Here is a 20,120-nt window from a genome sequence, read left to right as displayed (position 1 = left end):
CCACTTCGACGGGGGTGAGGGGTCGGGGGCACGCGCCCTCATCCACGCAGCGCGGACGCGAAGATCGCCGGCAGCCGGGTCCATGAGGGTGCACCGGCAAATCCTGTCAGCAATCGGCCCGTCGTGGCGGCGGTTCGGTTGGTGACGAACCACGGGGGCTTGGGCGAGATGGACATCTCACGGTTCAGGATCGACCGCGGCGACGGGCGGAACGGGCCGCGGACGACGGTGCGCTCCGGCCGGTCGATGAGCAGGGCGTTGTGCACCACGCCGATGCCGCTCTGGACGTCGTTCAGGGTGTGGCCGGGGAAGGCTCCCCAGGTCGCGGTGGCGGTGAGGTACCCGACGCCGGTCCACGCGTTCACGGCGATGGTCCCGTAGCGGAGGCTCTCGAGCAGCGAGTCGAACTCCGCCCCCATCTCGCGGATGGTCTGCGGGGCAGCGACGATGTTGACCCCGAGGGTGCCGATGAAGTCCTCGTTCACGAGGTCGGCGGCGTGTGCCGCGAACTCGGCGCCTCCGTGGGGTAGGTCGATCACGCCGAGCGCCGGAGCGAAGTACTCGGTCTGCAGGAGCGGGGCGTAGGCGCCGGGCTCGAGATCGGTGACCAGGACGCGTCCGCCGTTCTCGCCCAGGCGTGCGGCGGTGGGGAACGACGCGGTGGCCGCGGCGACCCGGGAGTCGCTACCGGGGTAGTACGCGGTGCGGTCCGGTGCCTTGTCGAGGGCCTCTTTCAGGGCTGCCACGAACTCGTCGCGCTGCTTCCACTCGGACGACACGACCACGGCCTGCGCCGCGATGCAGTTGTAGCCGCCGTTGTGAAGTCGCTGCGTCGCAATGTGTTCGGCCTGGAACTTGATGTCGGCGCGGCTCCAGTCGCCGGGCAGCACGATGGTGGGTGACACGCCGCCGAGTTCACTGGAGATGGCCTTGCCGAGGATGGGCTCGTTCGCAGCCTTGCGCCGCGCACCCTCCTCGCCGGTGCCGAACACGATCGCGTCGTGGGTGAGCGCGCTGCCCGTCATGTGCACGTGGTCGACGAGGTCGTGGTGCACCAGATACGTCCCGACCTCCGCGCCGCCGGTCAGCAGTCGGACCGCGCCGATGGAGATGAGCGGTTCGAGGACACGCGTCAGCACGGGCAGCAGGCGGTCGGTGATGGGGTTGAGCTTGAGTGCGACGACGCGATTGTGCGCGATCAGTTCGTACAGGGTGTCGAGCGGGGCGATCGAGGTGATGTTGCCGGCGCCCAGGACCACGCCGACGCCCTGTGTCCGCGACGGGTCGCGCTGGGCGAGGCCGGCGTCGCGCTGTGCCGTCGCACGATCGATTCCCGGCTGCAGCCACACGTCCGCGCTGAATCCGCTGAGCAGCAGCTTGTCGAAGATGTTCAGCGGCAGCGCCTTGACGGTGGTGCGGCCGCCGGGGGCCGTGCCGAACGTGGCGCCGTCCAGCGGGCTGGTTCCGGCCTCGAGTTTCGCCAGGCTCGCGGACAGTGCCGCGGTGCCGGTGGCCAGCGGGTACGGTCCCGACATCCATTCCTCGCCGACCAGCGGCGACTTCGGGTCCAGCCCCTTGATCGCGACCGCGGCGTCCACCCAGTCGGCGGCGTGCTGCACGGTGAGGTCGTGCACCTTGTCGAGGAGTTTCCTGCGATCGGCGAGGGAGAGGTCGGCCCAGGTCTTCTCGCCCTCGGCGAGGTCGGCGAGGGCGGCGTCGACGTCCGGATGTGGGGAGGCCGCGTCGGGGGTGTTGGAGGTGGCCTCGGGTTCTGAAGTGCTCACTGTGGACAGCTCCGCTCGGGTCGACTACATGAAGGACCGCGCCGCAGAAACGAAAAACTACTGTGGCGTAGAACACTGATTCTCGTCCCAGTTGCCGGCGTCGCGCCATAGGCAGCGGCTGTCAATGTGAACATGCGGGCTATGCCGTCGCACAAAAGGGTATGGCGCGGACCACGTCCGGTCGATAGTCTTGCCGGATGACTGTCAGCTCGGATGTCGCGCCGTCGCCCACCGATCTTCTGGGATCGATGCTGGAGTCCGTGGACCAGTTGTCCGAGGAACTCGTATCGCGCATCCTGTCGGCCGAGCACGGCTACGTGGAGGCGACCCTCCTCACTCCCGAGCAGTTGTACGCGGCGTGCGTCGACAATCTGACGGCAATGCTGGGCAACCTCGCGGGCAGTGCGCCGATCCGGCTCGAGGCGGCGCGGGCGGCCGGACAGTTGAAGGCCGAACAGGGTGTGCCGCTCGCGGCGCTACTCCACGCGTTCCGGCTCGGCGGCCGCCTGATCTGGGACGAACTGATGAACCGCTCGGAGGGCCGGGCCACCAACGCGCTGCTCGACATGGCCGCCCAGGTGTGGGCGCTCGTGGACGTCTACTCGGACAGCGCCGCGGAGGCATATCGGGAGACCGCCGACCTGCGCGCCCGCGAGGACGCCGAGTCGCGGGGCCGGCTGATCAGGACCCTGTTCGGCGACCACGCCGCCAACCCCGCCGGCGCCGCCGACGCGCTCCGCACGTTCCGGATTCCGGAGAACAGCACCTTCCTCGTCGTGTCCGTCGAAGCGGCGGCGTCTCCGTCCGCCGCGGACGTCGTGCAGTCGGACCTTCGCGGTGTGGGTGTCGACTCGGTGTGGGACACGGAGGTCGACGGGCGGATCGGACTGCTGTGGGCCGCCACCGCCGAGGTGCTCGATTCCGCGCTGGACCTCCTCGGCCGCTCCGGTCACGGCCGGATCGGGGTCAGCTCGGTGTTCGGACGTCCCGGCGGGACGAGCCGGGCCGTCGAGCAGGCACGGATCGCCCGTCGCTGCGCGGGACACGGTGGATGCACCGTCACCCGCTACGAGTCGGTGCCGGTGTCGTTGCTGCTGGTCAGTGTGCCCGACGCCGGCAAGCTCGCGTCGAACCAGATCCTCGGACCGGTGCTGGGCCTGCCCGCCGAGGAACAGGAGAGCCTGCTCGCCACCCTCGATGCGTGGTTCTCCTGTCGCGGCTCCACCACCGCGGCGGCCACCCAGCTGCACTACCACCGCAACACCGTCCTGTACCGGCTGCGCAGAATTCACACCCTCACGGGACGCGACTTCTCCGACCCCATCGACGCCGCCGAACTGTACGTCGGCCTGCGGGCGCACCAGCTGCTCGGTGCGTGATCGGAGCACACCTGCTCACGCGGATTCGAAGACGGCTGCTATGCCCTGCCCGCCGCCGATGCACATCGTTTCCATGCCGTAGCGTCCCCCGCGGCGCTTCAGTTCGTGGAGCAGTGTCGTCATGATTCGGGAACCGGTGGCGCCGACGGGATGGCCGAGGGAGATTCCGGAACCGTTGACGTTCACCTTCGATTGGTCCTCGTAGCCGAAGCCCTGAAGAACCGCGAGTACCTGGACCGCGAAGGCCTCGTTGACCTCGACGAGGTCCATGTCGTCGACGCCCAGGCCGAGCTTGCGGAACAGTTTGCGAACCGCGGGAACGGGACCGATGCCCATTTCGGCGGGCTCGCATCCGACGGCAGCCCAGCCGTGCAGGAAGCCCAGCGGTTCGAGACCGAGCCGGTCGAGTTGGTCCTCCGCGACCACGAGACACGCCGCGGCGGCATCGTTCTGCTAGCAGGCGTTGCCTGCGGTGACGGTGCCGTTCGGCATGACGGTGCGCAGCTTCGCGAGCTTCTCGACGCTCGAATCGGCGCGGATTCCCTCGTCCCGGTCGAAGATCACCGGCTCCGCTGTGCGCTGCTGCACCTTGATCGGCACGACCTCGTCGGTGAAGCGTCCCGCCTCCCAGGCGGCCGCGGCCCGGTGTTGGCTCTGGGCGGCGAACGCGTCGGCAGCGTCGCGGGAGATGCCGTATCTCGAAGCGAGGTTCTCCGCGGTTTCGATCATCCCGGAGATGTAGCCGAATCGTTCGACGGGCTGGGAACGTTCGCGGCCACGATCGAGCCGATCGTGCAGTTTCACCGTTCCCTGACGCGAACCCCAGCGCATGTCGGTGGTGTAGAACTCGACGTTGCTCATGCTTTCGACGCCGCCGGCCATCACGACGTCCGCGGCGCCGCTCTGCACCATCATCGCCGCGGTGGCGATCGACTGCAGGCCGCCGCCGCACCGGCGGTCCAGTTGCATGCCGGCCACGTCGAGGGGGAAACCTGCCTGCAGCGCGATCCACCTTCCGACGCAGGGGGTCTCGCTGTTGGCGTACGACTGGGCGAACACCATGTCCTCGATGAGGGCGGGGTCGATGCCGCTGCGTTCGACGACGGCGGTGGCGACCGCGGCACCGAGATCCTCGACCGCCACGTTCTTCAGTGCGCCGCCGAAGGCCCCGATGGCGGTGCGGGACGGGGCGACGATGGCTGCTCTCCTCATGAGTGCTCCTGAACTCGAAAATCGGGGTTTTCCTTGGCGAAGAAGGCGCGCACGCCTTCGCGGCATTCGGGTGAACTGAACGCACGGTCGCTTGCGGTCAGGGACTTCTGCACCAGCTGCTCCTCGTCCAGATCGTCGGCCGCGTTGATCACCGACTTACACAACTCCAGGGCGAAAGCGGGTCGACGGGTGAGGATCCCGGCCCAGCGCCGCGCCTCGGCCAGTGCGGTGCCCTGGGGAACCACCGCGTCGACCAGACCCCAGTCGAGCGCGGTCCGGGCATCGATCGGGTCACCGAAGTACATCATCCGCTTGGCACGGCCGATCCCGATCCGCCGTGTGGTGCGAAACGTTCCGCCGCTGCTGGGGAAGACTCCGAGTTTGATCTCCGGCAACGCCAGCGAGACCTGTTCTTCCGCGATCAGTAGGTCACAGCAGCAGGCAATTTCGAGTCCACCGCCGAGAGTGAGCCCGCCGAGGGCGGCCACCGTGGGCTTCGGGAAGTGCGCGAGGAACTGGAAGATCTCGTTCTGCCGTCGAAGCTTCTTCTCCACCACCTGGCCCGGTTCCATCATCTCGTGGAACTCGGAGATGTCGGACCCGGCGCAGAACGCCCGGCTTCCGGCACCGGTCACCACAATGGCGCGTACCGTGTCGTCGATCGCGAGGGCGTCGAGGCGGTCGGCGAGCTGCCGCGTCAAGTCGCGGGTCACCACATTGAGCGGTGGATTGTCCAGTGTCAGTATCGCGACACCGTTCTCGATCGTGAGATGCACGTGCACATCAGGCATGGCCGACTCCGTTCCGATCCGGCGTCAACTCGACGCGGGTGATCTTGCCCATGAACAAGAAGCTGCAGACCGCCAGTGCGGCGCTGACACCGACGAAGATCAGTGCTCCGTCGTAGGAACCGGTGGCGTCGACGATGTAGCCGATGGCGATGGGGGTGGTGATGCCCGCGGCGTTCGCGAACGTGTTGAACAGGCCGCCCGACAACCCGGCCGCTTCCTTGGGGGAGGTGTCCGAGACGATGGTCCACCCGAGGCTGCCGAGGCCCTTGCCGAAGAACGCCAGCACCATGAACAGGATGACGACGGTCTGCGAGGTGGTGAAGTTGCAGAGGACGATGACGGTCGCCAACGTGAGTCCGATGATGATCGGAATCTTGCGGGCCCAGGTGAGCGGCACGCCTCGTGTGAGCAGACGGTCCGATACGACTCCGCCGAGGATCCCGCCGAGGAAGCCGAAGATCGCGGGGATGGACGCGGCGAGACCGGCGTCGAGCAGCGGCATTCCGAGTTCCTCGATGAGGTAGATCGGGAACCACGTGAGGAAGAAGTACACGATGGTGGTGATGAAGAACTGGCCTGCATACAGTCCGAGCATCATTCGGCTGCCGACGAGCTGTCGAATGGCGTTCCAGGTGTTGATCTTCGGGGCGTCCGGTGCGGAGCTCTCCTCCTCGATGTCGATCAGCGCACCGCCCTCGGCGATGTACTCGATCTCGGCGTCGTTGGCCATTCTGTGCTCGCGGGGCTGGTCGTAGAACCTCAGCCACAGCGCGCTCAGCGCCATGCCGATTCCGCCCATGGCGAGGTAGGCGGAGTGCCAGCCGTGTGCGTGCGTCAGCCACGCCATGAACGGGGTGAACACGACCGCCGCCGCGTACTGGGACGAGTTGAAAATGGCGGAGGCGGTGGCACGTTCGGACGACGGGAACCACGTGGCCACTACCCGGCCGTTCGACGGGTAGGCAGGCCCCTCGGCGATGCCGACGCCGATCCGCAGGGCGAACAGTGCCACAACCGCGGCACCGAGTCCCATGAGCGGAACGAAGCCCTGCAACAGGGTGAAGAGCGACCAGACGAAGATGCTGATGGCATACATGCGCTTGGCGCCGAAGCGGTCGACGAGCCGTCCGCCGGGGATCTGGGCGAGCATGTACGCCCAGGCGAACGCGGAGAACAGGTAGCCGAGAGTGATGGCGCTGATGCCCAGGTCGGCTTTGATCTCGGTGCCGGTGATCGACAGGATCGCGCGGTCGGCGTTGTTGAGCGTCGACACGATGAAGAGCAGTGCCACGATCAGGAAGCGGATCCTGGTGCGGCGGGGCGGAGGTGCGTCCGCGGGGCGCGTGCGACCCGATGAACTGGAATGGGTATCCGAGAGTGACATGGTTTCTCCGGAGTCGAAGGGGGAAATGGGCGAGGGACGACGCGGAACAGCCGATCGTCAGTGCTCGCGGGGGTCGGGCCGGACCGTGATCAGCGCGTCGAGCGCGAGTACGCCGTGGCCTTCCTCGAGTACCACCACCGGGTTGAGTTCGAGGGAGTCGAGTCCGTCCGCGTGGGTGACGGCGAACCGCGATGCCGCGACGAGGACGTCGGCGAGACCGTGGATATCGGCGGCGGACGCGCCACGAAACCCGGTGAGGAGGGGATAACCCCGGATCTCGCGGATCAGTTTCAGGGCCTCGTCGCGGTCGAGTTCGCCGACGCGGAAGGCGACGTCGCGGAACAGTTCGGCCTGTACGCCACCGAGGCCGAACATGACGGTGGGTCCGAAGACGGGATCGTTGGTGACACCGACGATGGTTTCGACACCCTTCGGGCACATCACGCCGAGGAGCACACCCTCGATGCGGGCGGACGGCGCTGCGGCGGTCGCCCGTTCGAGTAGCGTCGCGTACGCGGCTGTGGCCTGGGCTTCGTCCTCGACGGCGAGAATGACACCGCCGATCTCCGTCTTGTGCGCGATGTCGGGTGAGACGATCTTCATGACCAAGGGAAATCCGAGGTCCGCCGCGGCTTTCGCGACGTCGTCGGGGTGGGTGACCAGTGTCGAGGCTGGGAAGGGGATGCCCGCCTCGGTCAGGAGCTGCTGGGCGGCGTGTTCCGACAGCGGATCGCTACCGAGAGGGGCTCGCGTGGTTCGTTTTCGGTCACGGCGGACGATCTCGCTGTCGAAATGCTCGGCGAAGTACGCGAGCGCGCTCAACGCGGTGACGGCCCGTTCGGAGTCGTCGAAGACGAGGAAGCCGTCGCGCTCGTACGCCCGGACCACCTCGGTGCGCGCCTCCATGCACAGTGCCGTCAGCCGGTCGAGGAATTCGCTCGTCCCGGCGCCGATGGCCTTGCGGATCTCCTCGCCGTAAGTGGGGGAGTCGGGGAGCATGGTGAACGATCCGATGATGCTGTCGTAGCCGCCGTCGGAGTACATGACGTCGAACGTCTTGGTGATGAGACTCATGTCGTTGAGCCAGCCGGCGGTGGTGTCGCAGGGATTGTTGTCGCTACCCATCGGATTGAGCTCGCGGAGCTTCGCCCGCCCCGATTCCGCGAGAGGAGTGACATCGAGCCCGCCGCGTTCGGCGGCATCGCACAACTGCACGCCGAAACCACCGGACACGGTGATGATCCCGAGGCTGCGCCCCGTCGGGAAGCGTCCGCGGTCGGCGGCGTACGCGACATCCACCTGTTCCTGTGTGGTGTGCGCCCGGTACACCCCGTACTGCCTGCAGAGGGCGTCGAATACCGCGTCGGCTCCCGCGAGGCTCGCGGTGTGGGACTGTGCGGCGGTTGCGCCGGCGGCGGACTGGCCGACCTTCATGAACACGACCGGCTTGCGGTGATCGTGTGCGGCCTGCAGGGCGGCACGAAAGGACTCGCCGTCACGGACGCCCTCCGCGTACGCCAGGATCACGCTGACGTCGTCCTGCAGGGCGAGCCAGTGGATGCAGTCGGCGACGTCGGTGCCTGCCTCGTTGCCGGTGGACACCCAATAGCCGACGCCGATTCCGCGCTTCTCGCACAGGTAGGCGAGATGCCCGCCGTAGGCACCGCTCTGGCTGACGATGGCCGCGCCGCCGGGGGTCGGCATAGCCGTGTCGAAGGCGCTGCTGAATGTGCCCGCGAATCCACTGTCCGTGTGGAGCAGGCCGAGACAGTTGGGGCCGAACAGCCGGAAGTCGCCCGCCGCCGCGATCGCGGCGAGCCGATCCTGGAGCGCACCGCCGTCGGACCCGGTCTCGGCGAACCCCGCGGCGTAGACGACTGCCGCGCCGACGCCCTGTTCCACGCACTCGGTGAGGGCGCCCTCGAGCAGCCGGGACGGAAGGGCGATCAATGCGATGTCCGGTGTCTGGGGGACGTCGGCGAGTGCGGCGTACGCGCGGAGGCCCTGCACTGTCCCGCGGTGGTTGTTGACCGGATAGATGGCGCCGCGGTATCCCGCGCGGATCAGGTAGTGCAGCGCGCGTCCGGAGATGCGGGTCGCATCGTCGGACGCGCCGATGACCGCGACGGATCGGGGGCGGAACGCCTTCTCGAAATTGGCGAGTTCGGGCACTGGTTTCTCAGGTGGCATGGATGGCCTCCGTGGTGATGGTGGGCATGATTGCTCGAAGACTGTTGTCTGAGTCACAGTGCTTCCCGGCGCCTGTTTAATACAAGCGAAGCGCGCTCATCGGCATCACTTGATTCGAACGGGGTATCACCATGGAGTTACGTCAGCTGACTCAATTCGTCGCCGTCGCCGACACCCTGAACTTCCGGGCGGCGGCGGAACGCCTGCACATGACGCAGCCGCCCCTGTCCGTGTCGATCCGAAAGCTGGAAGAAGAGATCGGGGCCGAACTGTTCGTCCGGTCCACTCATCAGGTGCGGCTCACGAAGGCCGGCGAGGCGGCGCTGACCGATGCGCGCGCGGCACTCTTCCACGCCGAGGAAGTGGCCAGGGTCGCGCGGTCCACCGCGCACGGATTCAGCGGCGGGCTGCGCGTGGGCTTCGTCGGTTCCGCCAAGAACATCCTGCTCCCGCGGCTGCTGCCGGCATTCCAGAAGCAGTATCCGGACATCGTGTTGAAGTTCTCGGAGCTCACCAACGCCGAGCTGATCGACTCGCTCGAACAAAATCACCTCGACGTCGGGATAGTGCGCGTGCCACTGTCGCGGCGAAGCGATATTCGCTACATCACCGTGGAGCGCGACCACTTCGTCGTCGCCCTACCCACGCGACACCGGCTGGCAGCGAAGGACGGGGTCTCGCTCGACGACCTGCGGGACGAGCCGTTCATCGACTACACCACCTCGGACCTGCCCGGCCTGCACGCGCTGACGTCGATTCTGTTCGAGGAAGCGAAGTTCTCACCCCGGGTCACCCAGGAGGCGGTGCAAGTGCAGACGGTGTTGTTTCTGGTCGAGAGCGGGTTCGGCTGGGCACTCGTTCCGTCGAGCTCGTCGCGGCGAGCGGGTACCGGTGTGCGGTTCCGGCAGCTCGTCCCCGCCGCGTCCCGTCCCGCAATCGGGTTGGCGGTGGCCTACAACCCGACGTTCGCGGGCGTCACGGTTCAGCGTTTCTGTGAACTGGCGGAGACTCTCGCGCGGTGACGCGCGCTCGGCTCGGTGAATCCTGCCCCCGCGCCCGCTCGAGGGCCGACAATATGTGTGGGTCGGCCGTCGTCCGCTCGGGTGTGCCGGGCAGTGGGGCAGTGCAATGGGGTTCATCATCGGATTCGCGCCGTGGATCGTCTACTGGATCCTGGTGGGCAACACCGGATTCGTCGCTGCCGTCGCGATTGCGTTCGGCATCGCGGCGGTAGGTCAGGTGCTGCAACGGTTGCGGGGCCAGCCCTGGCGGACCCTCGAGGTCGGCACCGTCGCCGTCTTCGCGCTGCTGCTGATCGCGGCGCTCACACTGGACGACGCCGTCCTCGAACGCTGGCTGCAGCCGCTGAGCAACTTCGGGTTGTTCGCGATCGCGGCGGTGGGCGTTCTGATCGGGAGGCCGTTCGTGCGCGAATACGCGGCGGCCACCGTGGACGCCCGGACGGCGGCGAGCGGCGGTTTCCGATACATCACCACGGCGATGACGTGGATGTGGGTGGCCGCGTTCGGACTGATGACCGTGTTCTCGCTGATCCCGCCGATCGTCGACGGCGACGCCACCATGCGCGATGCCGGCGACACCCTGTCCGTCGTCTGCTACTGGGTGCTGCCGTTCACCCTCATGGGCGTCGCGGGCCTCGTGTCCGCGGTGTTCCCGGGATGGTTCGAGAAGCGGTCGCAGCTGCTGGAGACCCAGACTTCGGCGGATCCGGAGGTCACCGAGCAGCCCGCGCCGGCCGCGGACGTGTCGGCAGGGTCGCTGGAACTCGACGTTCCGGCGTCGTCGCGTCACGACGAGGCGTTCTCGCTGATCGTCCGTGGCGCCCGGCCCGGATCGTCGGTGACCGTCCGCACCACCGGGACCGACCTGTTCGGTGGGCAGTGGCGGTCGGAGGCCACGTTCGCCGTCCCGGCCGACGGGATCGTGGACGTCGCCGGACAGGTTCCGGACCACGGTGATTGGGATGTGGCGGACGCCGACGCGCCGCTGTGGTCCATGCGGTTCGTGTCCGAAGGCCGGGTTCCCGACCTCTTCGTGCCGCCGCCCGACGCCTGGCTGGTCACCGTCGAGGCGATGACTCCGGAGGGAACGTCGCGGCGGACGGTGACGCGTCACGCGAGCGCCCCCGGCGTGTCCGTTCGTTCACTCGACGTCGGCGACCGGCCCGCCCTGCTCGCACTACCCGCCGGCGACGCCCCGAGCGGCGGTTGGCCGGGCGTCGCCTGCTTCGGCGGCTCGGAGGGCGGCGTCGACTCCCAACGTTCCACCATCGGGATGCTCGCTGCCAACGGGTATGCCGCACTGGCCTATTCGTGGGTGGACGAATCGAACACCGACGCGACGCTGGTGAGCATTCCGCTCGAGCGATTCGCGTCCGCGGTCCGAATGCTGGGTGCACAGCCGTCGGTGGACGCGAACCGCCTGACCGCGATGGCCATTTCGCGCGGTGCGGAGGGCCTGTTGGCCTCCGCCTGCGTCGACGAACTCCCCGTCGCCGGGCTGATCCTGATCAGCCCGAGTTCGGTGTCGTGGCAGGCGATCGGCCCCGACGGCGAGATCGCCGACACCCCGTCGTGGACGTGGAACGGCCGGGCCGTGCCGTGGGCGCCGCTGCCGGGCGGGGCGCTGATGCCGCAGCTGATCCGCAACGCGTGGCGGGCGCACCACGACGTCACCGCGCACCGGCCGAGCCTGCTGCGCCTGGGTGCGGCCTACCGGGCCGGTCTCGCGGGCGCACCCGCCGACGCGACACTGCGGTCCGAGGAGGCGACGCCGCCCTTGCTGTGCCTGACCGGCGCGGACGACGAGCTGTGGCCCTCGGACGCGATGGCCACGACACTTCTCGGGCGTCGATCCGACGCCCGAGACGAACACCGGACGTTCGACGGCGCCGGACACCTCCTCCGCCTCGGAATGTTCCCCGCCGACGCACAGTGGACCGGCGGCATCGCGTTCGGTGGTGTGGGCGCAGGTCAGGGCCGGGCGCAACGCGAATCGGTGGACAGCGTGCTCGGCTTCCTCGCGCGGACCACCGCAGTGGCGCGGGCCTGATGCGCGGTGCAGAGAACGGCTTCGGCCACCCGGACCGCATCGTCGGTTCGATCGTCGACATGGCCGGGATCTCCCGGGCGAAGGTGCTGCCGATCTCGAGGCTGGATTCCTTCGTCGACTCCGGGGCAGGCGCATCGCCGAGCTGGAATGTGTTCTGCGTCGACGATCATCTCGCGTTCACACCGTCCTTCTCCGTGGTGGGCGATCTCCGTCTGCGGATCGACGGCGACGAGGTGAGAGACCTGGGCAACGGCACGTACTGGGCGCCGGCGAGCCTGACCGAGCAGGACGGGACGCCGTCGCTCGCCTGCACCCGGGGTGCGCTACGCCGGGTGACGACGCGGTTGGCGGAATCCGGGCTGAGCGCACGAGCCGGCCACGAGATCGAGTTCACCCTCTTCGACGCGGCGGCCACCGAAGAATGGTCCGCCTACGGACTGAATGCCGTTCTCGCGCACGAAGAATTCTTCGAGCACTTCCTCGCGGCGGCGTCGACGGCGGAGCTGCCGATCGAACAGTTCCATGCCGAGGCGGGGCTGAACCAATTCGAGGTGTCGCTCACCCCCGCGGATCCCGTCAGGGCGGCCGACAATGCGGTGCTGGCGCGCGCCCTGATCAGCCGGGTCGCGCGCGCCCAGCGACTCCGCGCGTCGTTCTCACCCATGCCCGTCGCGGGCGGGGCGGGTAACGGCGCCCATCAGCACGTGTCGATCTCCGAGGGCGGCAGGCCGATCCTGTCGGGAGGCCCCGGCCCGCACGGGTTGACTCGTGCCGGTGGCGCCGCGGTCGCCGGGATTCTGCGGGCGCTCCCCGAGTTCACGGCGGTTCTCGCCGGGTCGGCGCTGTCGCACCTGCGGTTGCGCCCGGGTATGTGGTCGGGGGTGTTCCGCTGCTGGGGCCTGGAGAACCGCGAGGCAGCCGTCCGTCTCTGCGCGGAGACCGCCGGAAACCCGCACGGCGCGAACCTCGAGATCAAACCCATCGACCCGTCCGCGAACCCGTATCTGAGCAGCGCCGCCATCCTCGGAGCCGCCCACGCCGGCATCGCCGGGGCGCTGCCCCTCCCGGACGAGGTGTCGGTCGACCCGGCCGAATTGACCGGCGCCCACGCCGTCGATCTCCTCCCGACTCTGCCGTCCGACGTGCTCGGAACGTTCGAGTCGTCGGCGCTCGCGCGCCACCTGTTCGGGCCGCTGATCATCGAAGCGCTCGCGGCGGTCAAGGGTTACGAGCTCGCCGAATACCGGGACAAACCGGTCGACGAGGTCGCACAACGCTTCCGGTACGCGTGGACATCCTAATCAGTTGCGGATCATCGCCAGCGCCGTGCGCAGTCCGCGCCGCTTCCCGGTCGCAGGATCGATCCCGAACACTTCCTTCATCCCGCCCCGGATCCGGAATCGCAGTTCCGATGCCGTCTCCGGAGCGTCGTCCGCGGACGCCGACAGGAAGCGGTTGGGCAGGGCGAGCTTGAAGATGGTGCGGAGGGTGAGTCCGTACTGGTGGGGGAGCGAACCCGTCGTGTAGGGGAGGTCGTATTTGTCGCACAGTTCCCGCATCTTCACACCGATCTCGGCGTAGCGGTTGCTGGGCAGGTCGGGGAACGCGTGGTGCTCGATCTGGTAGCAGAGGTTGCCGCTCATGAACGCCAGCACCGGGCCGGCGTTGAAGTTGGCGGAGCCCAGCATCTGGCGCAGGTACCACTCGGCCTTCGTCTCCTTGTCGAACTCCTCCTTGGTGAACTTCTCGGCACCGTCCGGGAAGTGGCCGCAGAAGATGACGCCGTAGGCCCACAGGTTGCGGATCACGTTGGCGGTGATGTTCGCCGTCAGCGTGCTCTTCCACGCCGGGCCGGTGAGCGCCGGAAACACCACGTAGTCCTTCCCGACCTGCCGCGCGATCTTGCGTCCCACCTCCTTCGCGTTGCGGAGGGTTTCGGCGCGGTCGTAGTCGCCGCGCCGGATGCTCTCCACGTCCAGGTGGTGCAGCGCGACACCCCACTCGAACAGCAACGCCAGCAGCATGTTGTAGAACGGCTGCGCCAGGTACACCGGCGACCACTTCTGGTCGCGGGTCATGCGCAGGATTCCGTAACCGACGTCGCTGTCGAGACCCACGATGTTGGTGAACTTGTGATGGACGTAGTTGTGCGAGTGCTTCCACCCCGACGACGGGCACGTGTTGTCCCACTCCCAGTTCGACGAGTGGATCTCGGGATCGTTCATCCAATCCCATTGGCCGTGAATGACATTGTGGCCGAGTTCCATGTTCTCGATGATCTTCGCCGCACCCATCAAGGCGGTACCCAGGATCCACGCCGGTCTCTTCCGGCTACCGAACAGGACGACCCTGCCCGCGATCGCCAGCGACCGCTGCAGTTTGATCGCCCGGTCGATGTACCGCGCGTCGCGGGCGCCGCGGGACTCTTCGATGTCTGCCCGGATCGCATCGAGTTCCGCGCCCAGCGCCTCCACATCCGCATCGGTGAGGTGGCTGTACTCCTTGATATCGGTGATGGCCATCTGGTCTCGATACCCGGTTCACCCGATTCTCAATCTGCGAATCCGGACAACTGTTGCGCAACCGTGTTGTGGTCACACGTCCGTGTGAGGGAGTCCGCTATTCTCTCCACGGTCGCCGAGCGTGTCGGTGACCGGGGTCCGGGGGTGGATCTCGATGCGGATATCAGGGGGAGATGTCGATGTCAGAGGGCGATATGACGTGGCCGGACAGTGTCCTTGCGTCGCTGGACGGGACCGGTGCGACGCAGCCTCCGCTGGCCGGCGTCCCCGGGCTGCCGCCGGTGCTCGGTGGACCGGACGTCGCCGTCGTCAAGGTCGACCCCGACATGCTGCGTGCGATGTCCACCGCGCTCGGCGCCATTGCGCGTGAGGTCGAGGCATTGGGTGGCCGGCGTAGCTTCGAGCACGCGGTCCGGGCCGTCGAGGGGTCCGACACTGCGGCGGCGTGCCGGGACGCCGGCGACATCCTCGCGTCCGCGCTGGGGGTTGCCGCGAGTCGCATCGACGAGATGGCGTTCATCGCCGGAGACGGCGCCGAGAACTACGAGGTCGCCGACACGTCGTTCGCGTCGCAGCTGTCGGCGATGGGGGAGATGTGATTCCGCGTAGGTCGCAACTGCACGTCTGGAATCCGCGGGACCTGACACTGGCGGGCGAGGAGATCGGACGGACTGCCGAAGACACGCGAACCCGGGCGGACGACGTCCAGCGTGCTGTCTCGGATCTGGGCCGGCACGACGACTGGCGCGGTCCCGCTCAAGCGGCCGCTGAGCAGCGGGCGAACAGTGAGCGCACGGAAATCCGCCGGCTCGCAGATGATCTGGAGGATCTGTCGAACGCGCTCGTGGGCGGAGCCGATCGCCTCGGTCACGCGCGGGACTACGTCGCCACCGTGATCGACAAGGCGGCAACCGACGGCTTCACCGTCTCCGACGACTGGCAGATCGTCAGCCCGCCGAAGACGATGAGTGAGGCCGAAGCCGCCGAGCATGCCGACCTGATGGAGTACTGGCGCAGTCAACTCGGTGGAGCGCTGACGGAACTCGACACTGCCGACCGGGACATGGCGACGGCGATCCGCGACGCGCTCGGGGCCGTCGCGGCGACTGCCCCGGCGTCCGCCGGCCTCTCGGGGCACGAGGGCACCGCGCTGGGCGAGCAGGTCGCCCGGGGCGGTTCCGACATTCCACAGGACGTCCGTGACCGTGTTGCCCGGGAGATCGCGGCCGCAGGGCTCACTCCCGAACAAGTGAAGACGCTGGCCGACGGCGGCAAGGTCACCGATCTTCCGCAGGGAACGATCGACTTCCTGCAGCAGTTCTATACGGCGGCCGGCAAGGACGGCTTCCTCGCCCTCTCCGAGCAGTACAGCGAGAACGGACGCACCCATGCCGCCGGCGCGTTGTCCAACGGCCTCGCCGTGATGTCGAACTACAACGTCAGCAGTGCCAGCGGCGACGTCGGCGGTCAGAGCCACATCCCGGAAAGCCTTCGTGGGCTGTTCGAGGGACCGGTGACCTCGACCGGCAACCTCACCAAGGGTGCGCACGACGCCCCGCAACCGTCTTTGATCGTCAACAACGGCGACGACCTGGCACGCTTCACCAAGGCGTTCGGGCTCGCGGACCCGGGCGTTCAGCAGGGCAGTGAGTTGAGCGAGAGCCTCCTCTCCCGTGCCGGCGAGATCGCTTCGGCCACCAACGACAAGAGTCTGCTGATCGGGGACTCGTTCGACCACAACGCTCTGGGTCGCGACAGCGTCGACACCCTCCTGCAGGACATGGTCGGCGTCGGTGGTCGCGACCATGTCGCCGTCCACAGCATCCTGTCCGGTGAAGGCATGCCGGCCGACTACAACCGCGACGACGTCATCATGCCCCTGCTCCAACGTGATTGGGCCGACGGGGGCGAACAGAAGGTCGCCGGGATGTTCGACTGGATCGCCGACGACGCCAGGCCCTCCGATCCATCCGATCCCGGAGAAATGTTCCGGTCGACACAAGCCGGCGAATCGGCATTCGGGCTCGCGCAGATCCTTGCAGCGAAAGACGCAGAACTACTCGACATCCCTGGGATGAAGGGGCAGGCAATCGGTGAGGTGAACCCCGAAATTACGCAGGCGTTGGGCACAACGCTCGCACCCTACATCGGCAACATGGTGGGGGTGCCCGGCGACTTCGCAGGCACTTCGGGTTTCGCCAGCCCGACAGGCGGAGAATTCGGGCTCGAGAACGCGCCCCGCCTCTTCTCGGTCATCGATTCCAATGCCGATGCGGCAAGCTACTTCAACGCGCAGGCGTTCGGAATGTCGGCTCAGCTCGAGCAGGCGTGGGCTTTGGAAGGTCTCACTCCACAGGTGCCGCACTACGAGTACGGTTCTTGGGCAGGAAGTATCCAGGGTGTGGTCGACAAGGGGCTCGATCTCGAATTCGCGGACCGTGTCGGCGACGAATCATCCAACAATTCAGCAAGTTTCGAGAGCAAGGGCGTCGCGTACGACACGATCAGAACCGTGGTCAGCAAGGGCGCCGAGTTTATTCCCGGCGCTGGACCGATCATCTCGAGCGGAATCGATCTCGCGGATTCTGCATTCAAGAGCGCGGTCATCGGCGTGGTACCCGACAGCACCGTCCAGCCGAACACTCAGTTCGCGGAGGATTCCCTTCTCGCAAAGCAGTATTACCAGATTGCTCTCGGTCTTCAGGCGGCAAATGGCGGCTCGCTCGACCCATATGTCGGTCTCGAGGATTTTCGAGAGGGTGTGAACGGCCCCCTGCTGCCGTATGACGAGATCGTCTCTGATCGTCCCAGTTTTACAACGCCGCTGCTTTCATCGAGCTTGGCCGGGTACATCACCGAAGCGGGCTTTACCGGAGTTGGTGAGTTTGTCGATGCCATGAACGCTGGTCGCGAGCAGGTGCAGAACATGGAGTTCGGGCGATGAGGGCTCAGATGTCGACCGTCCTTGCTGCAGTTGTCGTGTCGGTAAGTGGCTGTGGCACCGATGATGCGAAAACTCCGATTGATACTTCGGAAAGCGTTGTCGCCGATTACAGCATCCCCGAGAACGTCGACTACAACGTTCGGTGGTCAGCGGAATCCGGTATCGATCTGCTCAGCAGGCCTGCGATAGCGGTCCGGGCGTACATCGAGTCGTACTACGTCGCGATTCATGCTCACGCGTTGTCGGCGGGCTACCCAGGTTTCGCTGACGCGACGTCACGGCAGCGCGACCGGGTCGACTTCGACCATTCGAACGATCCGGAACTGGAACACCTTGTCGGAACCCAGTTCGAACACCTCCTGGCACTGACGCCGACGGGGGACGGGTGGGTCGCCACGGTGTGTTCGGGTAACTACACCGTAATGGCGGAGAAGGACGGTCGGTTCTTCAATTTGACAGGTCCGTCCCCGCAGGCGGAAACGGTAAGAATGGTGGCGCCCGAGCAGACGCATTCTGTCCCTTCTGAACAGTTTGTTGCGGAGGGTGCAGAGCGTGCTCCATCAGTGGATGTATTCGCTGGTTGGACGATCAGTGAGCATGTGCCGGCTGCGCGCGATCAGAACGCTTACGCGGAGTGCGACTCGCGCATGCCCGATGCCAGGGATGTGAGACCGCAGAAGGCGAACCTCCCACACGACACCCCCTACCCGACGCTCGCTCCGTATCCGGGCTGGCCGCGCTACGACGAGAACTGACGGCCTTTCCTACCGCCGGCGGAAGGGCACTGTCACCGCCGCGCTCGTCCGGTCATATCCTCGACGTCAGCCTTCGTGTTCGGTGGAGGCTCGAGCAGATGATCGGACGGTTGGTAGTGGACAGCAAATGTGACGTCGTTTATGCGGACGACCTCCGGGTGGGCGAGAAGTTCGAGCTGGGCTCGTACACGGTGACGGAGGAGGAACTGGTCGAGTTCGCGGGGCAGTGGGATCCGCAGTCGTTCCACATCGACCGCGAATCTGCAGATGGCGGCTATTTCGGCGGGCTCATCGCGAGTGGTGTGCACACGATCGCAGTGTGTCAGCGACTGTCCGCGACGACTCTTTATGCAGGGTGGAGCGTCATTGCGGGGACGCGGATGCGCGACGTCAACTTTCTCCGGCCGGTGAAGCCGGGTGACGTGCTCACCGGAAAACTGGTTGTCGAGGATGTGACGCCTGACGATCGCGGACGGGCTCTGGTGACGGTCGCGGCGGAGATTCTCAACGGGTCGGGCAGGCAGGTCCTGACGTCGGTGACCGAGATGTACATGCGCTGCCGCCCGGAAACCGACTGATCGTCGAATTTCTTGGACTCTTCGAGGATTGTTTTCCGGGTTTCTGGGTATCGCCCCGAGAGGCCAGGTAACCAACGGAGGCAGTTATGAGAATGGGCAGGAGAGTGGCCGCGGTGGCAGTATTCGCGGCGTCGATCGGTTTGGGAGCATCAGGTGTCGCCTGGGGCGGCAGTCTCGACTCGGTGGTGCCGGTGCGTCGGCCGGACGTCATTCAACCGATGCCGCCCGGGTTCCCGCAGAACGGTCCGATCGGGTGCGACGACTGGGCGGAACCCTACGAGAACAACGTCCCCGCCTGGGGCACCGATCCGTACAACCAGTTCGACAACTGGTGCGACGGTCCCGAGGACGGCCTTTCCGCGCAGCAGCCGCCGGTCAATGACGAGCAGGGCCGGATCGTCAATCCCTGATTCGACGTCGATCATCACGCGAGGCAATTGGCCGGCGTGTGGGTCCGTGGTGGTCTGAAACCGACCGTCCGTCCGTAAAGGTCGGCTCGAGATTGGCTGCGCTCGCTGTGTTCGCGGCCTCGATCGGTTTGGGAACATCCGGTGTCGCCTGGGGTGACGCGCTCGACCCGGCAGTCGTGCCGGTGCGCGCACCGGACACGGTTGCACCACTGCCTCCTGGTGTTCCGCCGACCGGCCCGGCGGGCAGCGACGGCTCCGAGGACGATATGCCGCAACCGGCCACCTTCAGCGGTGACGAGGGCGGAGGCGACTCGCCGAACGAGCCGCAACCGACCGATCCGAATCAGTGCGCCCCGGGAGTCTCCGTTCCGGGCGCGCTGATTCAGTTGCCGGAGGGCTGTTCGTGCAGTCCGAAGGCGGAACCCTGATCGTCGTGGCACAGCATGAACCGCCCGAATTTCGCCACCGACTCCGGGTCGTCGCCCAGGTCGACGGCGTCGACGGTCCCGCCCAGCGCCAGCACCTGCTCGACGGCGGCGTCGAGGTCCGGCACCCGGAAGAAGACGTACGGGCTGGCGCCCTCGTCGCCGCCGTGGATCCCGCCCGGGACGTTCGGTGTGTTGATGGAGTAACCCGACCCGCCGGGCCCGGATTCGAATTCCCAGCCGAACAACGCCGAGTAGAACTTTCGGCCCTGCTCGGTATTGGCCACACCCAATTCGAAGAATGACAGTTCGCCCGACATGAGCACTCCTCCGTCGACAGTGTCCCCGTGACCTCGTAGCGTAGCGCGCAAGCCCGGTCCTTCAGGGCCGGGTTAGCGCATCGACTTCGGCCTACCGGGAGCACGGGGCGGTCGCCGCTGCTGCTCGATGTACTGCCGGATGATCGAGATAGGTGCCCCGCCACACGATGCGGCGAAGTAGCTCGGGGACCAGAGGTGTCCGTTCATCGAGTGCCGGTTCACCCATCCGCGGTACTGGTCGCGCAGGCGGCGTGCGGAGACGCCTTTGAGGCTGTTCACCAGCTTCGAGATTTGGATGGTCGGAGGGTAGTCGATCAGCAGGTGCACGTGGTCGCCCTCCCCGTTGAACTCAAC

At 66.9% G+C, this 20,120-nt stretch carries 16 protein-coding genes and 1 pseudogene; 9 read left to right on the top strand and 8 right to left on the bottom strand.

The window, feature by feature from the left end; translation table 11 throughout:
* Positions 1-38 precede the first annotated feature (38 nt).
* Positions 39-1,784, bottom strand: coding sequence for an aldehyde dehydrogenase family protein (locus tag ACFVJ3_RS19710; protein WP_378453618.1), 1,746 nt, complete (start codon positions 1,782-1,784; stop codon positions 39-41).
* Between the two features lie 197 nt (positions 1,785-1,981).
* Here ACFVJ3_RS19710 and ACFVJ3_RS19705 point away from each other — a divergent pair, with 197 nt between their 5' ends.
* Entirely contained in the window at positions 1,982-3,163 is a 1,182-nt protein-coding gene (locus tag ACFVJ3_RS19705) for a PucR family transcriptional regulator (protein ID WP_378453617.1), read from the top strand.
* A 15-nt stretch (positions 3,164-3,178) separates the two neighbouring features.
* On the opposite strand, the pseudogene ACFVJ3_RS19700 reads toward ACFVJ3_RS19705, so the two are convergent.
* The 4 genes and pseudogenes from ACFVJ3_RS19700 to ACFVJ3_RS19685 form a co-directional block, all read right to left on the bottom strand.
* Positions 3,179-4,375: pseudogene (locus ACFVJ3_RS19700) on the bottom strand (acetyl-CoA C-acetyltransferase).
* Positions 4,372-5,166: an enoyl-CoA hydratase/isomerase family protein gene (locus ACFVJ3_RS19695; protein WP_378453616.1), complete on the bottom strand. Its 795-nt coding sequence runs from the start codon at positions 5,164-5,166 to the stop codon at positions 4,372-4,374. Before ACFVJ3_RS19695 ends, ACFVJ3_RS19700 begins: the two are co-directional and overlap by 4 nt.
* Positions 5,159-6,550, bottom strand: coding sequence for an MFS transporter (locus ACFVJ3_RS19690; protein ID WP_378453615.1), 1,392 nt, complete (start codon positions 6,548-6,550; stop codon positions 5,159-5,161). Before ACFVJ3_RS19690 ends, ACFVJ3_RS19695 begins: the two co-directional genes overlap by 8 nt.
* Positions 6,551-6,607: 57 nt before the next feature.
* Positions 6,608-8,740, bottom strand: a complete 2,133-nt coding sequence (locus ACFVJ3_RS19685) for an acetate--CoA ligase family protein (RefSeq protein WP_378453614.1) — start codon at positions 8,738-8,740, stop codon at positions 6,608-6,610.
* A 131-nt stretch (positions 8,741-8,871) separates the two neighbouring features.
* Here ACFVJ3_RS19685 and ACFVJ3_RS19680 point away from each other — a divergent pair, with 131 nt between their 5' ends.
* From ACFVJ3_RS19680 to ACFVJ3_RS19670, 3 genes are all read left to right on the top strand, one after another.
* Entirely contained in the window at positions 8,872-9,762 is an 891-nt protein-coding gene (locus ACFVJ3_RS19680) for a LysR substrate-binding domain-containing protein (RefSeq protein ID WP_378453613.1), read from the top strand.
* Positions 9,763-9,868: 106 nt separating this feature from the next.
* Positions 9,869-11,812 carry an acyl-CoA thioesterase/BAAT N-terminal domain-containing protein gene (locus ACFVJ3_RS19675; protein WP_378453612.1) on the top strand — a complete coding sequence of 648 codons (1,944 nt, stop codon included), beginning with the start codon at positions 9,869-9,871 and terminating at the stop codon, positions 11,810-11,812.
* Positions 11,812-13,113: a glutamine synthetase gene (locus tag ACFVJ3_RS19670; protein WP_378453611.1), complete on the top strand. Its 1,302-nt coding sequence runs from the start codon at positions 11,812-11,814 to the stop codon at positions 13,111-13,113. Before ACFVJ3_RS19675 ends, ACFVJ3_RS19670 begins: the two co-directional genes overlap by 1 nt.
* Here ACFVJ3_RS19670 and ACFVJ3_RS19665 read toward each other — a convergent pair whose 3' ends face one another.
* A complete protein-coding gene (locus tag ACFVJ3_RS19665) occupies positions 13,114-14,334 on the bottom strand; it encodes a fatty acid desaturase family protein (RefSeq protein ID WP_378453610.1) in 1,221 nt (406 codons plus the stop codon).
* 173 nt (positions 14,335-14,507) lie between these two features.
* Between ACFVJ3_RS19665 and ACFVJ3_RS19660 the strand changes: the two genes are divergently transcribed.
* The 5 genes from ACFVJ3_RS19660 (at position 14,508) to ACFVJ3_RS19640 (ending at position 19,021) form a co-directional block, all read left to right on the top strand.
* Positions 14,508-14,933, top strand: a complete 426-nt coding sequence (locus ACFVJ3_RS19660) for a hypothetical protein (protein WP_378453609.1) — start codon at positions 14,508-14,510, stop codon at positions 14,931-14,933.
* Positions 14,930-17,278 carry a WXG100 family type VII secretion target gene (locus ACFVJ3_RS19655; RefSeq protein WP_378453608.1) on the top strand — a complete coding sequence of 783 codons (2,349 nt, stop codon included), beginning with the start codon at positions 14,930-14,932 and terminating at the stop codon, positions 17,276-17,278. The genes ACFVJ3_RS19660 and ACFVJ3_RS19655 overlap by 4 nt, the downstream gene beginning before the upstream one ends.
* 8 nt (positions 17,279-17,286) lie before the next feature.
* Positions 17,287-18,033, top strand: coding sequence for a hypothetical protein (locus ACFVJ3_RS19650; RefSeq protein ID WP_378453607.1), 747 nt, complete (start codon positions 17,287-17,289; stop codon positions 18,031-18,033).
* Between the two features lie 98 nt (positions 18,034-18,131).
* Complete coding sequence (locus ACFVJ3_RS19645) at positions 18,132-18,611, top strand: MaoC/PaaZ C-terminal domain-containing protein (protein WP_378453606.1); 480 nt, start codon at positions 18,132-18,134, stop codon at positions 18,609-18,611.
* Between the two features lie 86 nt (positions 18,612-18,697).
* Positions 18,698-19,021 carry a hypothetical protein gene (locus ACFVJ3_RS19640; protein ID WP_378453605.1) on the top strand — a complete coding sequence of 108 codons (324 nt, stop codon included), beginning with the start codon at positions 18,698-18,700 and terminating at the stop codon, positions 19,019-19,021.
* A 382-nt stretch (positions 19,022-19,403) separates the two neighbouring features.
* Here the strand turns inward: ACFVJ3_RS19640 and ACFVJ3_RS19635 are convergent, their stop codons facing one another.
* Both ACFVJ3_RS19635 and tnpA read right to left on the bottom strand, forming a co-directional pair.
* Entirely contained in the window at positions 19,404-19,766 is a 363-nt protein-coding gene (locus ACFVJ3_RS19635) for a VOC family protein (RefSeq protein WP_378453604.1), read from the bottom strand.
* Positions 19,767-19,838: 72 nt separating this feature from the next.
* A partial coding sequence (gene tnpA, locus ACFVJ3_RS19630) for an IS200/IS605 family transposase (RefSeq protein WP_378453603.1) occupies positions 19,839-20,120 on the bottom strand: 282 nt, incomplete at its 5' end.

The organism is Rhodococcus sp. NPDC127593 (assembly GCF_042671975.1).
Classification (GTDB): Bacteria; Actinomycetota; Actinomycetes; order Mycobacteriales; family Mycobacteriaceae; genus Rhodococcus_F.
The sequence above is the reverse complement of the archived record's forward strand: the minus strand, read 5'-3'. Positions and strand labels throughout refer to the sequence as shown.

Coding starts and splice junctions, on each gene's coding strand:
- ACFVJ3_RS19670 (WP_378453611.1), top strand. CDS start 11,812: ATGCGCGGTGCAGAGAACGGCTTCGGCCACCCGGACCGCATCGTCGGT.
- ACFVJ3_RS19680 (WP_378453613.1), top strand. CDS start 8,872: ATGGAGTTACGTCAGCTGACTCAATTCGTCGCCGTCGCCGACACCCTG.
- ACFVJ3_RS19665 (WP_378453610.1), bottom strand. CDS start 14,334: ATGGCCATCACCGATATCAAGGAGTACAGCCACCTCACCGATGCGGAT.
- ACFVJ3_RS19650 (WP_378453607.1), top strand. CDS start 17,287: ATGTCGACCGTCCTTGCTGCAGTTGTCGTGTCGGTAAGTGGCTGTGGC.
- ACFVJ3_RS19705 (WP_378453617.1), top strand. CDS start 1,982: ATGACTGTCAGCTCGGATGTCGCGCCGTCGCCCACCGATCTTCTGGGA.
- ACFVJ3_RS19635 (WP_378453604.1), bottom strand. CDS start 19,766: ATGTCGGGCGAACTGTCATTCTTCGAATTGGGTGTGGCCAATACCGAG.
- ACFVJ3_RS19660 (WP_378453609.1), top strand. CDS start 14,508: ATGTCGATGTCAGAGGGCGATATGACGTGGCCGGACAGTGTCCTTGCG.
- ACFVJ3_RS19690 (WP_378453615.1), bottom strand. CDS start 6,550: ATGTCACTCTCGGATACCCATTCCAGTTCATCGGGTCGCACGCGCCCC.
- ACFVJ3_RS19685 (WP_378453614.1), bottom strand. CDS start 8,740: ATGCCACCTGAGAAACCAGTGCCCGAACTCGCCAATTTCGAGAAGGCG.
- ACFVJ3_RS19645 (WP_378453606.1), top strand. CDS start 18,132: ATGATCGGACGGTTGGTAGTGGACAGCAAATGTGACGTCGTTTATGCG.
- ACFVJ3_RS19695 (WP_378453616.1), bottom strand. CDS start 5,166: ATGCCTGATGTGCACGTGCATCTCACGATCGAGAACGGTGTCGCGATA.
- ACFVJ3_RS19640 (WP_378453605.1), top strand. CDS start 18,698: ATGAGAATGGGCAGGAGAGTGGCCGCGGTGGCAGTATTCGCGGCGTCG.
- ACFVJ3_RS19675 (WP_378453612.1), top strand. CDS start 9,869: ATGGGGTTCATCATCGGATTCGCGCCGTGGATCGTCTACTGGATCCTG.